General features: G+C 56.7%; 6 protein-coding genes. 2 read left to right on the top strand and 4 right to left on the bottom strand.

The window, feature by feature from the left end; translation table 11 throughout:
* The 3 genes from EGT74_RS23260 to EGT74_RS23250 all read right to left on the bottom strand — a co-directional run bounded on the left by EGT74_RS23260 (position 1) and on the right by EGT74_RS23250 (position 9,773).
* Positions 1-3,639 carry a PAS domain S-box protein gene (locus EGT74_RS23260; RefSeq protein ID WP_123849019.1) on the bottom strand — a complete coding sequence of 1,213 codons (3,639 nt, stop codon included), beginning with the start codon at positions 3,637-3,639 and terminating at the stop codon, positions 1-3.
* A 350-nt stretch (positions 3,640-3,989) separates the two neighbouring features.
* Complete coding sequence (locus EGT74_RS23255) at positions 3,990-6,584, bottom strand: S8 family serine peptidase (protein WP_158618275.1); 2,595 nt, start codon at positions 6,582-6,584, stop codon at positions 3,990-3,992.
* A 12-nt stretch (positions 6,585-6,596) separates the two neighbouring features.
* Positions 6,597-9,773, bottom strand: coding sequence for a caspase family protein (locus EGT74_RS23250; protein ID WP_123849017.1), 3,177 nt, complete (start codon positions 9,771-9,773; stop codon positions 6,597-6,599).
* 184 nt (positions 9,774-9,957) lie between these two features.
* On the opposite strand from EGT74_RS23250, the gene EGT74_RS23245 reads away from it, so the two are divergent.
* The gene (locus tag EGT74_RS23245; protein ID WP_158618274.1) at positions 9,958-11,793 is read left to right on the top strand and encodes a CHAT domain-containing protein; all 1,836 of its coding nucleotides are present in this window, start codon (positions 9,958-9,960) and stop codon (positions 11,791-11,793) included.
* A 9-nt stretch (positions 11,794-11,802) separates the two neighbouring features.
* On the top strand, positions 11,803-14,889 hold the full coding sequence (locus EGT74_RS23240) for an ATP-binding protein (RefSeq protein WP_123849015.1): 3,087 nt from the start codon (positions 11,803-11,805) through the stop codon (positions 14,887-14,889).
* Here the strand turns inward: EGT74_RS23240 and EGT74_RS23235 are convergent.
* Complete coding sequence (locus EGT74_RS23235) at positions 14,886-15,902, bottom strand: sugar kinase (protein ID WP_123849014.1); 1,017 nt, start codon at positions 15,900-15,902, stop codon at positions 14,886-14,888. The genes EGT74_RS23240 and EGT74_RS23235 overlap by 4 nt on opposite strands.
* Between the last annotated feature and the right edge of the window lie 11 nt (positions 15,903-15,913).

Below are 15,913 nucleotides of genomic sequence, written 5' to 3'. Positions count from 1 at the left end.
TTACCCTTCAATGCGTTTTTTGATGATATCCACCACCAATGCCGCCTCTGCTGTTGTTTCCCCCAGCAGCGCCTGCACGTCGGCTTCGTTATATTCCTGCAACCCGTCGAGGCGCCTGGCCAGTTTGTACAGCGCGGGCAGGCCCACGCTGCCGGTAGTGCCGGCCAGTTTGTGGCCGATGGCTTTAAGGCCGGCAAGGTTTTGCTCCCGCACATGTTTGGCCAGCACCTCCATCGACTGTGCGATCTCGTCGCAGGTAAGCTTTAATATCATAGGATCTACGTTATCCTCGCCGAGATAGTTTTGCAGCACCGAAATGTCGAAATGTTCTTTTTCATCATCGGGGACGGCCTGCTCGTTTACCGGTTCGCGCCGTTCCATCGCCTCGGGCGTTTTTTCCGCCTCCCCGGTTTCGCCGTTGCCATCCAGCCATTTCCTGAAAATGGTCGCCAGCGACTCCTCCACGATGGGCTTGGACAGGAAATCGTTCATGCCTGCGGCCATCGACTTTTCTTTTTCCCCGCTGATATTGCCCGCCGTGAGCGCCACAATCGGCACGCGGGTACCTCGTTCCATTTCGCGGATTTTATAAGTGGCTTCGTATCCGTTCAGTTCGGGTATCTGGATGTCCATCAGGATGATGCCAGGCATTTTCTCCCGGCAGATCTTCACGGCATCGAGGCCATTCCCCGCTTCGATAATGGTGGCCCGGGGCATGAGCTTGCGGATGATGGTTTTGGACAGGAGCATGTTCACCGTATTGTCTTCCACCACCAGTACGCTGGTCGTAACTTTTTCAAGATCTACCGTACCGGCCGGCGGCAGCATTTCTTCCGTTGCATGTGTCATTGATTCGTCTGTTGTTTCATCAGCCTGCAACGTTACGTAAAAATAAAAGATGCTGCCCGATCCGGGGAAGCTGATCAGCTGCAGTTTGCTGCCCATCAGCGCCAATATCTTGTTGGAGATAGTGAGGCCGATGCCGGTACCGCCGTAACGTTTGGTGGTAGAAGCGTCTTCCTGCGCAAAGGCTTCGAAAATCCGCTGCTGTTTTTCGGGGCGGATGCCGATGCCGGTATCCCGCACTTCCATCCTGCAGGTAATGCTACCGTCCCGTTCGCGGGTGACGGAGGATATTTTCAGTTCCACCTCTCCCTCTTCGGTAAACTTCACCGCATTGCCCAGCAGGTTCACCAGCACCTGTTTGAGGCGCAGGCCGTCGGCCATGACCATCTGCGGCATATCTTTCCCGATGTCGAGTATCACTTTCAGCCCTTTCTGTCGGGCCTGGAAGGAAATGATATCCGTAGCGGCCACAGCCAGTTCTATGAGGTTGGTCCTTTCCGCATGCAGCTCGAGCTTGCCGGCCTCGATCTTGGACAGGTCGAGTATATCGTTGATGATGCTCATCAGGATATTGGCGGACTGGTTCACTACCGTGATATACTGATGCTGTGTTTCGTCGAGGTCAGTTTTCAACGCAAGATCGGTAAACCCGATGATGCCGTTGAGCGGGGTGCGGATTTCGTGGCTCATATTGGCCAGGAATTCGGTTTTGGCGCTGCTCACCTGCTCCGCCTGCAATTTGGCGGCGATGAGCGCCTGCTCCATCCGCTTCCGTTTGGTGATGTCTGTGGCGATGCCCAGGTAACCGATGATCTTGTTGCGGATATCGCGGATGGGCGTCATCACCAGCGACACCATGCAGCGCGAACCGTCTTTTTTCACGTATATCCACTCCCGTTGTTCGGAGCCGTATTTTTCTGCATTGTAGGTAAATACCCGGCCGCCGATGATTTTTTCACCCGTTTCGTGCGACAGTTCAGCCGCCCGCTCCAGCACCTCGTCTTCGTCGTGCACCACCGTGGGCATATGGCGCCCGATCATTTCGGCCGCTTCGTATCCCAGCAGGCGCTCGGCGCCGCGATTGAACACGGTGATCATGCCGTGGGCGTCGGTAGCGATGATGCTCACCTCCGAAGCCGACTGCAGCACATCGTTCAGCAGTTTGCGGGAATTGGATATTTCAAGCTGGGCTTTTTTCCGTTCGTCGATATCCTGGTAGGCGCCGTACAGCCGTTTGCATACGCCGTGCTCGAATGCTGCGTGCCCGAGGGCGCGCACCCATTTTTCCTCCCCGTCGGCGTTGATGATCTGCACTTCCAGGTCCCACGACTTCCCTTCCTTGATGGCGCGGTTGATAGCGCGGGCAATTTCGTTCTGGCTGGCGCCTTTTTTGAAAAAACGGATGGCTTCCGTGAGGGTGGGCTCATAATCCGGGGGCACGCTGTGTATTTCCTTGGTCACGTCTGTCCAGAACAGCGACCCCTTCCCCATTTCGGCCACCCAGCCGCCCACGCGGGCTACCTGGTTGGTCTGTTCCAGCATCTCTTTGGTGCGGGCCAGGTCTTTTTCGAGGTAATATCTTTCGGAAATATCGATGGCGTTGGCAATCACATAAGATTCCTCGTTCACACCCTGCTCCAGTACATTATTGAAATACCAGATGCGGATGGAGCCGTCTTTGTGGATGGTGGACATCTGCCCGCTGGCCCGTCCTTTTTCTTTGATCAGATCGAGATAGGCTTTGAAGGCGGGATGATGGGCCCTTGGAATGATATCGTAAATCCCCAGCCCTTCCATTTCGTCGACCGTATATCCCAGCAGCGAAGCCCCGGCGGCATTCACGGAAAGGAACTTGCCATTCAGGTCGTGGGTACACATCAGGCCCTGGGAATGTTCGAAAAAAGAGCTGAGTTTGTTCTGGCTGGCTTCGAGCAGTTGCTCGCGCTCCCGCTCTTCCGTCACATCGCGCGCAATGGCGTAAATGATATCGGAAAAGGGCGTCCTGTTCGCCACCCATTGCAGGAGTCGGTAATCGCCCCCTTTCGTGCGGTAACGCCGGTAGAAATGCACCGTCTGTTCTTTCCGGGCCTGCATCCGCTGCAATTCCTCCCGGGAAGCCTCCTCATCGTCCGGGTGCACGAAATTCACATAGGGTGTGGCCAGCAGTTCGTGCTCGGACCAGCCGAGCACATCGGTAAAGGCAGGGTTCACCCGTTTGAAATAACCGTCGGTGCCCACGATGCAGATCATGTCGTGCGACAATTTGAATATCTGCTCAAAATGGCCGAGCTCCTGGCGCTTTTTCCTGGTTTCGATGAGCGAAACAACCGTACCGGCTAACAGCTGTAAGGATTCCCGCTGGGCTTCGGTAAGGTGGTTGGGTTTGTGATCGAGCACACAGATCGTACCTAAGGCGTGCCCCTCCCGGTCGATCAGCGGATAACCGGCATAAAAGCGGATATGCGCCGGGCCTTTAATGCCCGGAAAATCGGCAAAGCGGCTGTCTTTCGAAGTATCTTCCACCTCGAAGTACCGCGGTTCCATGATGGTATAATTGCAGACGGATTCGTTCCTGGGTATTTCGTTCACGTGCGCGATGGCGCCCACGCCGGATTTCACCCAAACGCGGTGTTCATCGACCAGTGAAATCAGGGAAATGGGCATGCCGCAAATCTGAGAGGCCAACCGCGTCAGTCTGTCATATTCTTCTTCACGAAAAGTATCGAGGATCTCATAGCTGCGGAGCGCAGCCAGGCGGCGCTGTTCTATTTCAGGTACAAGCGGTGTATTCATAATATGCCCAATACAGTAAAAACTCCTGTATAAAAATAGGTTACAAATTCAATACCTGCAAATAATAAGCGCCACGACTTTCGCCGTGACGCCCGTTAAACCATATCCTCTACACACACCACCATGAAACTTACTGCTGTTACTAACAAACAGTACAAAGATGCGGCCTTCCGGCCACCTGTACTATGACCGCAGTCAGCCCACCCGATGATAATGGTTAGGGGCCCTTACGGCATCCGGTACCGCCACCCTTCGGTAATACCGGAGCGGAAGGAAAGGATATAGGCCCGCATGGCCTGCGGGCAGGAGCGTGTCGGTTCGTCCTTGTATGAAAATACGCGTCTGCGGCGTCATGCCGCTAAAACAGCTTCTTTCAGGTAATTGGACGCATACGGGCTTTGCAGCACCTGTTCCTGGAATGCAGGATCGTTCAGGAGCATTTCCATGGCGGTTGTATCGTGCAGGTTGAGTGAAGAAAACAATGCAAAGAACTGCGGATCCGTCTGCAGCAGATGCAGCAACTCCAGCCCCAGGGCATTGGCTGGCGGGCAGGGGGCGCTGCTGCGGAAGAGTTTCCTCCTTTTGAAAAATGCGCCGATGGTTTCCACGATGCCGAACAGCGAGCTTTCGGCGGAAGGTGACATGCTCAGTTCCGATTCATCCGCCACACCCGCCTGCAATGCGTCGTAGGCTCTCAGGATGCCGTTGCCGTAGTATTTTTTCCATTCGGGGAAACCGGTGTATGCAGATTTGTACAGGGCATGGCGCACCGCTTCCACTTTCAGCCACTGCCGGCCGGGCTGATAATATCCTTTGGCTTCCAGTTCGGCCCTGTGATAGGCGATCCATAAGGCCGCGGCCGCCGCTACCTGCGGCGTGGCGGAAGATGTGCCGCCCCCGCTCCGCAGAAACGTGTGGTGTGTGGACGCCCAGGGCGTATTGGGCGTGTAAGCGGCCAGCGCCCGCGTCATGCGCGAGGCCGGCCCCCAGGAGCCCTGCATATACTGGGTGCTGATAGCCCGCTGGCCACGCAGGTATGCCACATCGTACGGCTGATGATCGTACATGGCGCCGGTGGCGGCTATCACCCGTTCGAATGCGGCGGGGTACATCACACATTTCGGCAACAGGGCGCCGGTGCCCTTGTACCAGCAATTGCTGGCGGCAGACACGATCACGATGCCGGCCTCGTAAGCCCGGTTCACCGCCTGCGCCATCCTGTTGCTGGGTTTGCCGGCCATCGACATCGACACCACTTCGCAGCCTTTTTCGATCGCGTAGTCGAGCGCGGCGCTGAAATTCCTGTCGTTCATGATCACCACCGACTCGGAAATACGCATGGGGATCACGTCGGCAAATGGCATCCCGCCGATATACCCCTCGTATTCATCAAAGGTATCGGCCTTCGTCACCTTGTTGCCGGCGAGCAATATGAGCGTTCCAAGCCCGTGCCCGTCCTGGCCGGAATCGGGTTTATCCACAGCCTGCGAGCCGTCTTCCTTTTTCACGAAACTGCGCTGGTTGGCGTAGTCGAGCTGCGGTGGCAACGCCACATGCCCGGCGATGTAACCGGTATCGAGGTGGGCAATGCGCACATGGGCGCCCGGCCGTTCCTGCAGGGCGCGCTGCGCCTTCAGCAATTGGGAATGCGCATCATCGAGATGCCAGCCGATATGCCCTTCCGCTTTCGCGGGCGGCCATTCGGGGATATAGTCGGGGTTGTTGATATCTCCTTCGCGCGTGGCTCTTTTATCCTGCGCCGGGGTTACGCTCAGCACGGGCTCTACGGACGCCTGGATGCCTTTGGCCGCCAGCTGCTGCTGCAGGGCATGCGCGGCGCTCCAGGCATGTTCGTGCGGCGTGTTTTTCAGTTCCAGCAGCAACGAGCTGCCGTCGTTCTCCAGTATCACCATATCGCCGCCGCCGGTAAAAGGCCCGGTCAACGGCGTATCGAACTCAACGAGGAGTTGCGCGTTCTTTTTCACCTTTGCCTGGTCCCACTCCTCTTCCGCACTGAGTGACCGCCGCAGGGGCTGCGGCTGCAGCTCGGGCGCACGGTGTCCCTTCACCACCGCCGCATCCGGAATGTCGATGGTAAACGGGAACGACCGGTCGAACGACGGGATGATGGCCCCGTATTGGAAAAAGTTCGGGCGCGGGAAATAATACTGCTCCCGGATCTCGTCGATGAACGTTTCCGCGGTAGCCTTTTTGAACGCGGGCTTTTTGAACAGTTCCATGAACGCTTCGGTGAACACGCCGTTCTTTTCCCCGTCGTAGGTGGTCTGATCATCCTGGCAGGCGGCCAGCAGTTTCACCGAGGCTTTCATGTTTTCCGCCTGCGCGGTTTTCTGATATTTTTTCTGCAAAGGCGCGTACACGGAATTACCGAAGCGGGCCGCCACCGCCTGCTCCACTTCCAGCGGCAGCTTGCGCGAGCGCATGCCCCGCGCGGCCATACTGCGGCTCAGGCCCTCTTCCAGCAGGGCGCTCAGGTCGAGCCCATCGGGCAGCGCCCGCACCATGGTTCCGGAATGGCAGCTGTCGGAAACCACCACGATGCGCGTCCCCTCCGCAAAGGCGCGGAATGCATCGAACAGCTCGTCGTCGAGCAGTTCGCGGTTGTAGAGGCACCAGGTCTGATCGTTCCTTTCGCGATCGAAACCGTCTTCCTTTTCATTCTGCAGCTGGCTGCCGTGGCCGGCATACGTGAGCAGCAGGATGTCGCCACTTTGCATATCGCGGGCATACCCCGATAAAATATCGAGCACCGCCTCGGCGGTGGCGGCTTCGTTGTGAAGCGACTTCCCCTTGTATCCCTGTTCCGCCGCGAACGACGCCCAGAAAACGGCATCGTTGACAGCTGCGAATAAAGCGGGCACGCCGGGATAATTTTTTGCGTCCACGTTGTTCAATCCAATGTGCAATGAATAACCTTTAGGCATATGCATGAATTTTTAAGTCAGTTGAATGCCGGTTTCTTTCCGGAAATATCCCAGGTGATGACAGGGCACGATGGCCACCTGGTTTTGCAGATCGAGGCCGGGAATGGCCTGCATGCTGGCTACGGTCACGGCACGGTCGTTACGCTCCTGGCCGAACACGTGTACAATAGCCTTGTCGATGATGCCGCCTTTCATCAGCGAAGCGTCGCCGGCGATGATCTTGTATTCCACGCCAGGCGCCATCACGGAGGCCTGCATTTGCTGCATCAGCTCCGAACCGGGTTGCATTTCCTTAAAAGCGGTGGCGGGATGGAGTTTTAGATGTTTCAGCAACCATGCCAACCCGGTGATCGCATATTTAACGGGGCCCGTAAAATTCAGGGCGTCTGCGAGCATACCGGTGACCGATGCGGTGAGCGCGGCGAGTTTCGCGCCGGCATTGGGTGTGCCCACGAGCACGAGGCGTTTTACATACGGCGCCTTGAGCTGCTCCGCCAGCCAGCGGGCCACCAGTCCGCCCGTGCCGTGCCCCACCACCGTCAGCTCCACACCATTGCCCACGCCCGCATCCAGTAATGCAGTATGCAGCAATTCGGCAGTGCGCGCAACCGGCGTGGCCAGGTTTTCGTAATCGTACGTGAGCAGCGCATCCCCGTTCGCACAGGCTTCGCGCATGCTCTGCGTTTCGCCGGTAAAACCATGTATCAGCAAGGTGGCTTTACCCTTGAGGCCGGGTGGCGCCACCAGCAGGTTCACCTGTCTGGGTTTGAATATCTTTTTGAAATACAGCTTCACCGCCCCGCCAATACTCCGTTCGCCGGACGCCGGCAACTGTTCGATGAAAATATTCCCTGCATCGTCCGCATACCCCAGCGGCACGAATTGCCGGGTGGCAGGATCAAAACCATACGGCAACACGATCTCTTCCAACTGATCGTCTTTCAGGGAACGGACCGCAGCGGCCGGTGGCTTGAGCCGCAGCCTAAGCGCGCCGCCTTCGGGAATGGGCGTCTCCGGGTACAGCAGCAGCGCCTGCCCGCCGAGCACCTCCCCGGTGAGCGTGGCGCCCCACAAATCAGGCTCCATACTGCGGGTGGTATGTTCCTTTGGCTGCAAGACCACGCGGCCTTTAAAACCGTCCGGCGCTTCGATATCGAAGGCATAGAATGCCGCCTTGCCGCCGGACTGCAATGTTTGCTCGGCAGGTGTCCGCTTACACATCACTCTGAAAGTGAACACCGACCATTGCGGCTGCTCCGCCGCAGCGCCTCGCACGGCGCCCGGCACGGCCAGTCCACGCGTAACCGTGCCATCGTCCAGCTCCAGTTCTTCCTGTTCATATTGATCGAGGTGCACGGGTGTATCGGACACGATAATTTTCAGGTAATCGGTGATTTCGCGGATGTTGTACCGCGCATATTTTTCGTCGATGCTGACGGGCAGGCGGGTGTAGGTGTTGCCCTGGTACTGGAGCGACAAATCGAGGTAACTGCCGGGCGTGTTGGTCAGCTTGTTGTTGTCGTCGCGGATAAGGGAGGTATTGACGCCATATTTGCTGCCGAGGTACAGGGCTTTGATATAACATTCCTTCAGCGGGGAAACAGGATTGATGGATATTCTCAAACCGAAGGACGGATACTGTTCGCCTTCATACCGCAGCGCCACGCCGTCAGGCAGCACCTCTCCCGGCTCCGCCGCCCATTGGAACACAAAATCGCCCTGTGAGAGACCGGCGGCCTGGTGCTGCAATTCCAGCGCCGACAGCCAGCTGCCAACTTTATTGACGTTCTCCAGGAACACCGCCGCGTCGGATTGGCGTTTGAACAACGGCATATCACCGTTCACCGGCAACAGCACATACGCGGCGTCCGCCAGTTGCCGGATGACATATTGCACACCGGGAGCGCCTTCTTCCAGCAGCGTAAAATAAGGATACGTTTTCCTGGCAGCGTTTTCCGGGGAAGGGGATGCGCTTGCCCCGTCCGCCTTTTCAATATCCGCCAATGCGATAATGTCTTTCAACGCCGGCTGCACACCCACTTTCATCACTGCGGCAGCGGAACGCACCAACACGGCAGTGACCGTTGTACTGTCTTCATCAAAACCACCCAATGCAACCCAACTCCACGCCGCCGCCACTTCCTGCAACACCACGTCCGCCTGTTTCTCCCCATCGCTCACACGAAGCGTATCGCCGGTTGTAAGCCCATGCATCGCCCCGCCGTAAATTTTCCAGCGCTTTTCCCGCGCATTGTAGCGCACGTTGTAAAATGGACGGTAGGGCCGGATGTTGCCGGAAAGGAACTGCTGGTCGAGGTCGCCGTCTTCCACCGAAAACGCAACGGGGGTCTGCCTTTCGGCACGGTTGCCCACGCTGATGGTGAGCCCCTGCATCAACTGGCGATAGCTGCCGGCAGCACCGCCGGAGCGGAGCGCCTCGGTCAAACGGTTAGTGAAAAGCCCGCCCTGCATCGTTTCCTGCGCCTTCTCGTCGTCGCGGCAGGCGGCCAGGTGCACGTAACGGGGTATTTTGATGCTCATTTTACCGCCTTCACTGCTGTAAAAACCGGCATCGCCATAACCGAGGTATTGCTCAAAAGGTATTTTGTTACGGTCGCTGGGCAGGTAACGGAACTGCACATCGGCTTCATTCTTCAGGCTGCGGGTATTATTACCGGAATGGCAGCAGTCCATCATCACCAACACATGTGCGGGTTTCCCGGAAAACGTTTTCCAGAGCAGCCACGCCAGTTCTTTATCGATCAGGTCGCGTGCGGCGGGATTGTTTTCATCGCGGCTGTCCACACACACCAGCGTTTCCATCATGAGGCGGTCAAACACGGGAGGAGCCTCGGTTTGGGAGCCATGGCCGCTGTAATAGAATACACAGATATCGCCTTCGCCGGCGTCTTTAAAATGGGTAAATAACCGTGTCGACAGATTGGAAAAGGTGGGTGCTTCGTACCGCAGCTTTTCACCGGTGGCCGCTTCATGCGCTTCGATACGCCATGCGTCGGCGGCATTGGGGGCCAGATAATATACAGGCTGGTAACGGATGCCGGTTTGCTGCGCGCACTGTTCGCGGAACAGGAGATCAAGCTCCAGCACATCCCCTACGCAACCACTCAGTGCGCCCTGCGGATAAGCGTTTATGCCCACAAATGCGGCATAAAACATACGTTCCTGCATACAAGCGAAATTTTTCGGGGTTGGGAGATACTGACTTTTGGGATTACACTCTACTGACGGTTCTTACGACCTGTAACAAATATAATTTAAAATTCGTAACTTACAGTGAGTAAATATTGTATACGCTCAGAAAGGACCCCAAATAATACGAGCGCTTTTTTTAATGCCCCGAAGTGTTTTTGTCATGAAAACGATCATCATATCTTTTGCAAACAGCTCGCGTGAGCCCCTTGCATCCATCACTGAAGAAGACGATCATATCCACCGCATACTGATAGAAAACAACCGCGGTAATTACAGTGTGCACCGGGAATCGTTCGCCACGGTAGACAATATCAATAACGCCCTTGGTACCTACAGCGGCAACATCGCCATTTTTCATTACGCCGGCCATGCCAGCCAGACCTCTCTGCTTTTTAACGACCAGGAAGCCAACGGCATCGGCATCGCCTATCAGCTAAAACCCAGCATCGCCGCGGGCAACCTGCGGCTGGTGATACTCAACGGCTGCTCCACCGCGCAGCAGGTGACCAAGCTGCTCGACCTCGGCGTGCCCGCCGTCATCGCCACCAACGCCTCCGTGAACGACACGAGCGCTAAGATCTTCGGCGTGGAGTTTTTCCGCAACGTCTGCCAGAAAAGAATGAGCCTCCGCAACGCCTTCAACGCCGCGCTGGCTTCCGCCCAAACCGCCGCCAAAGAAGCGCTGGGACTCGACGATGCCGTCAACCGCGACCTGCACGTTCCCGGCGAGAAACCGCGCGAGCCTTTCTGGGGCCTGTTCTATAAAAACGCCGATGCCGTGGACATGAATCCACTGCCGAGTGCGCCCGAAACGGCCACTGCCCTGTACGAACCGAACATCCAACTGACGCAGACCATCTTCACCGCGCTCGTCAACGACGGCAATGCGCCCGCCATACAACTCGACGAGAAGAAAAAGATGGAGATCATCGAAGATTATGTGTTCCAGAAAACGATCATGGACGTATTCCCCCACCCCATCGCCATCCAGCTGAAAACGCTGTTCGCGGCCGAATACGGCGCCGAGGCCCTGAAAAAGCCCAGCATCAAACGGCTCGAGCAGATCGCCCGGGTGTTCCAGATCACCACGGAGTTCATGGGCATCATCATGATCAGCCAGCTGTGGGAACTGAAGATCACCCAACGGGTGAAAGAGCTGCCGGACGAAATCGAGCAGCTCCTGGAAAGTTATTTCAACCTCAACATAGACGAACGCGCCATATACAATTACAGCACGCTGATCAAAGGTATCCGCAAATACATCGACACCCTCGATAAAGTGGACTATTTCGTGACCGAACTGGAAACGCTGCGCGAAGAAGACGAGCAGAATAAAAAGTTCGGCGAAGCCTGCGAGTACCTGGCTTATATCCGCAACGCCACCTATCCCGGCAAACCCGTCGGCATCCAGGAAGCGGAAGTGGGCGACCTCTGTCTCACCGCGGAATCGATGCTCTCCGTTTTCTTTGAAAAACTGGGCTTCCTGCACCGCTACACCCTCACCAGCATCCAGAACATCCGCATCAACAAATACCGGCACGACGTGCTCACGGAATTCGACCACCAGGTGGTGAAACTGATGAACTCCAACGCCAGCCACGAAGTGAATTATTACCTGCTGGCCAAGCACCTCGACAATAGCGGCGTGATCCTCACCAAACAAAACCTCAGCGTGTTCAACGTGGAAAGACGGCAGTATAAAGGCGAAGCCCTCGAATTCCTGAACCTGTCGCCGCTGGTGATAGACATCAACGCGTTCGAAAGCCGCGCCGACCGTTCCAACCTGGTATTTTACGGGCAATACCGCGAGGCGGACAAAGTGTACGTGTTCCGCAACGTGAGCAAACCCGACGACGATATGAACCACGTGGAAATCAATATAGACCGCAAGTTCGGACGGACGGAACAACAGGAGCAAAGCCGGTACGAAGCTGTGTGCAAACAGCTGAATGCCTTCAGGGATTTTGCCATGCACGCCACCACCTTACAGCCATAACCGCAGCACATGATCAACAGCCCCTTTAAATTCCTGGATCCTTACGGGCGCGACGACTACAATATTTTCTTCGGCCGCGACGAGGAGATCCGGCAGCTGTACCAGCACATCCACAAAAACAGGCTGGTACTGGTGTACGGCACCAGCGGCACGGGCAAAACCAGCATCGTACAGTGCGGGTTGATGAACAGGATGGAAGACACGGACTGGACGCCCTTCTTCATCCGCCGCAGCGAAAACATCAACGATTCCCTGAAAAACATCCTCCAGAAAGCCCTCGCAAACAGGGAACCGGCGGAAACGATGGTAAGCGGCAAAACCAATGTGGCGCAGACCCTCATCGTCAAACGACCCGGCGCCCAGCAGGCCGAAAACGGCGAACAGGTATACGAGTCGCTGAAGAACATCAACCTCCGTTACCTGCGGCCGGTGTACCTGATTTTCGACCAGTTCGAGGAATTGCTCATCATGGGCAGCCAGGAAGAGAAGCAGGCTTTCATCGCCGGTATCGATCACATTTTATCCTCGCCCGACCTGCAGTTCTGCAGCATGCTGTTCATCATGCGCGAAGAGTTTTTCGCCGGCCTCAGCGAATTCGAAAGGGAGATCCCCGATTTCTGCGACCGCCGCCTGCGCATCGAGCCCATGAACGCCCGGAACGTGGAAGAAGTGATCATGCGCTCCTGCGAAAAATTCTCCATCACCCTCAAGGAAGGCGCGGCCAACGCCCAGCAGATCATCAGCGTGCTGACGGAAAAGAACAGCATCTCCCTGCCCTACCTGCAGATCTACCTCGACCAGTTGTGGCGCAGCGTGTACATGAGCACGGGCGACCGGCGCACCAACGGAGAAGAGGCCTACCCTCCGCTGACATTCGATTCGCAGATCATCCAGCGATTCGGGAAAATGACCGAGGTACTGAACCGCTTCATCCGCGAACGCCTCGACGTGATCCAGGATGTGCTCGAAAAGGAATTCCCGGGCATCCCCGGCGACTTTGTGAGCAACGTGCTGGACGCGTTCGTGACCCCGGAGGGCACCAAACGCCCACTCGCCTACTACCGCATTACCGACGGCAAAACCAGCAGCATCTGGTTTACCGGGCAGGTGGCGCCCTACCTGCAAAAAAGGCCCGGCAACCTGATGCTGCGCTGCCTGCAGGAGCTCGAAAAAAACAAGATCCTCCGCACCGACGGACAAACGTACGAACTGGCGCACGACGTGCTGGCCGGCCTCATCGACAGCCGCCGTACCGAAGAACAGCGCCGCGCCAACTACACCAACGAGCAGCTGCAAAGCCGCTTCACCGGCTTCCAGAATAAAACCAGCGATTACCTCACCCCGAAAGAGATCGAGGCATACCGGCCTTACATCGGCCAGCTCAACCTGTCACCCGATATCCAGAAATTCTTCGCCGACAGTATCAGCGCCCGGGACCGCGAACAGCGGGTGATGAAAGAAAAAGAAGAACGGCTCGAAAAGCTGAAGTTCCGCCAGCGCAACTGGAAATGGATCTGGGCGCTCATCGGGCTGATGCTGGCCTACACCGCCATCTTCTATTTCACCTACGTCAAAGGCGAAATGGCCCGCAACAAGGCGCTGGCCTATATGAGTTACCAGCTCGGCCACATCCACCCGGTAGAAGCGCTGAACCTGTTTGCGCCCCTGCGGAAAAAAGTATACGAGGAAGACACCCTGCAGATCAACAGCAAACTGATGGAGTACATGCAGCGGCAGGATATCCAGTCGCTCTTCGCCCTCTACACCGATACGCTTTCCTCTTCCATCCAGCAGGCCAACCGGTTCGATATCTCGGCCAGCGGGCGGTTTATGGTGGTGGACAATTCAGGCGACGCCACCAATCCCAATGTGCAGGACTATCTCGTACTGAACGAGAACGGCGAGGTGCTGCGCAGCTTCCGGGAGATCGCCTACATGTATTTCACCAACAAAGACAATGTGCTGCTGCTCTGCCGGAAATCGAAACCCGCCGACCCGCGCTCCATCTGGCAATACAGCCGGGAATCGGCGCTGCCCGATGAATTCATCCTCTACGACTGTGCCGCGCAAACGGAAGAGATCGTCACCCTCGGCGGTCCCAACCGTTACCTGCACCCGGCGGAAAACATCGCCGACGGGCCTTTTTCACAGTTCGATTCGTACCGCGTCCGGTTCACCGCCTCCGGCAACCTCGTGATACCGTATGTGCAGCTGGCGCCCAGCGACCAGCTGATCCAGAAGGTGCAGATACTCGATCCGCAGAAACAGTTTATCTGCAACGTGCCGTCTGACGCTACCATCACCAGTTCCCGCGACATGAAACAATTACTTACGCTCTATCCTGTTTCGGACGATGTGTACCAGCTGGATGTGTACGATGAAAACGGGAAACGGCTGCACCGCATCACAAACGCGCTCTTTGGGGACTTTACGGAAGACGGCGCCGTGGTATGGGGCACCTTCGACAAGATCAACGTGCTGCAAAACAACGATACGCTTTCCTTCACCACCGACCAGTATTACACCTACGGTTACGGCAACCTCGCGCGCAACAAACTGGTGGCGAAAATGGAACTGAGCGCATACGCGCAGATGGTGGAGGTGATAGACCTGAAAACCAACGCACGCCTGCTGTTCCGGGAACAGCTGATTGCGCCCGTGTTCGATAAAAACGCCATCATCACCTATAAAGCCCCATACGACGAACAGAAAGACACCATCTTCCGCCGCGACCTCGACGGCAATGCCGCACCCCTCATTTTCACCCACCCGGACGGTATCGAAACCATCCGGCATAACCGCGCGGCCGACGAACTGGTGGTGCTGACCAAGAAAAACAAACTGCTGGTGCTGAACAGCAGGCTGCAGGTAAAAACCGGCCTGCAGGTAACGGCCAACGACCTGTACGGCATGTCCGCCAATGGTTCCGTGCTGTATTACGTGCGCGATCAGTTCTTATGCGCATTCCCCAATAACCTCGATTACCTGAATGTGTTCAATGCGGAGCGGGTGTGGAAACTGCTGGAGCAGGAAAGGTCGCCCATCAAGCGGGAGCTGAGCAGGCAACGGCAAAAGGAACTGGGCGTACCCTTCTAGCGCGCGATGCGCCCTGAAATGCCCTGTTTGAGCAGCAACTCGATGTCTTTGAGAGAGAGAATGGCCCAGTCGCCCGGAATGCTTTGTTTCAGCAGGCCGCAGGCGGTGGCGAAGTTGATGATATCCTGCGGGGCATGGCCATTCGTAAGGCCGTAGAGCATGCCCGCCGTAAACGCGTCGCCGGTGCCGATAGCATCGGTCACCATGGGAACAGGGAACCCGTCATGAAAATAAAATCCCCCTTCGTGCGCCAGCGCGCCGGAATATACCGGTGCGGCGCCCTGTGTTTTGCGGAAGCTCATGGCCAGCGTTTTCAGGCGGGGCATGTGCCGTTGCAGGGTGGTGAAGGTTTGCCGGAAGCGTTCTTCCAGCGGAAGAGAGGCATCGGTGGTGATGCCATAATAAATTTCCACCGCGTCGAGGTCGGCTACGGCTACGTCGCTGTGATAGAGCAAGGGAGGCATCACTTCCGCCGGCTTTTTACCGTATTGCCATAAGGTGGCGCGGTAGTTAAAGTCGGAGGAAATGAGCAACCCTTTATCGCGGGCGGTTTGTATGGCTTCCGCGCAAACTGCCGCCGAAGAGGCGGACAAAGCGGCGGCCACGCCCGACCAGTGAAAACATTGATGTTCCTGAAAGATGCTGTTCCAGTTGAGCATGCCCGGTTCCAGTTCCGCATAGGCGCTGCCGTTCCGGTCGTAGATCACGCGGATGGGGCGCAGCTGGTTGCCCGGTTCCGAAAAATAGAGGCCCAGTTTCTGGCCGCCCAGCGCCACGTGCGCAGTGCCTACGCCGTGGCCCCGGAGCTGTTGCAAGCCCGCGGCCGCCAGGTCGTTGTCCGGTACGCGGCTGATATAATCCACCTGCATGCCCAGCCTCGCCAGCAATACGCATACATTCGCTTCCGCACCTGCATAATAAGCCGTGTATCCATCCGTTTGTCCGAAACGCTGGTGGCCGTTGCTGTGCAGGCGCAATAAAAATTCCCCGAAAGCGGCAAGGCGGTAACCCATGAATCCCTATT

This window comes from Chitinophaga lutea (genome assembly GCF_003813775.1).
GTDB classification, from domain to species: Bacteria; Bacteroidota; Bacteroidia; order Chitinophagales; family Chitinophagaceae; genus Chitinophaga; species Chitinophaga lutea.
Note: the sequence above shows the minus strand (reverse complement) of the source record. Positions and strands in the feature narration are given on the sequence as shown.

Bases quoted from the DNA above. Each gene is read 5' to 3' on its own strand.
- EGT74_RS23250 (WP_123849017.1), bottom strand. From the start codon at position 9,773: ATGCAGGAACGTATGTTTTATGCCGCATTTGTGGGCATAAACGCTTAT.
- EGT74_RS23235 (WP_123849014.1), bottom strand. From the start codon at position 15,902: ATGGGTTACCGCCTTGCCGCTTTCGGGGAATTTTTATTGCGCCTGCAC.
- EGT74_RS23255 (WP_158618275.1), bottom strand. From the start codon at position 6,584: ATGCCTAAAGGTTATTCATTGCACATTGGATTGAACAACGTGGACGCA.
- EGT74_RS23260 (WP_123849019.1), bottom strand. From the start codon at position 3,639: ATGAATACACCGCTTGTACCTGAAATAGAACAGCGCCGCCTGGCTGCG.
- EGT74_RS23245 (WP_158618274.1), top strand. From the start codon at position 9,958: ATGAAAACGATCATCATATCTTTTGCAAACAGCTCGCGTGAGCCCCTT.
- EGT74_RS23240 (WP_123849015.1), top strand. From the start codon at position 11,803: ATGATCAACAGCCCCTTTAAATTCCTGGATCCTTACGGGCGCGACGAC.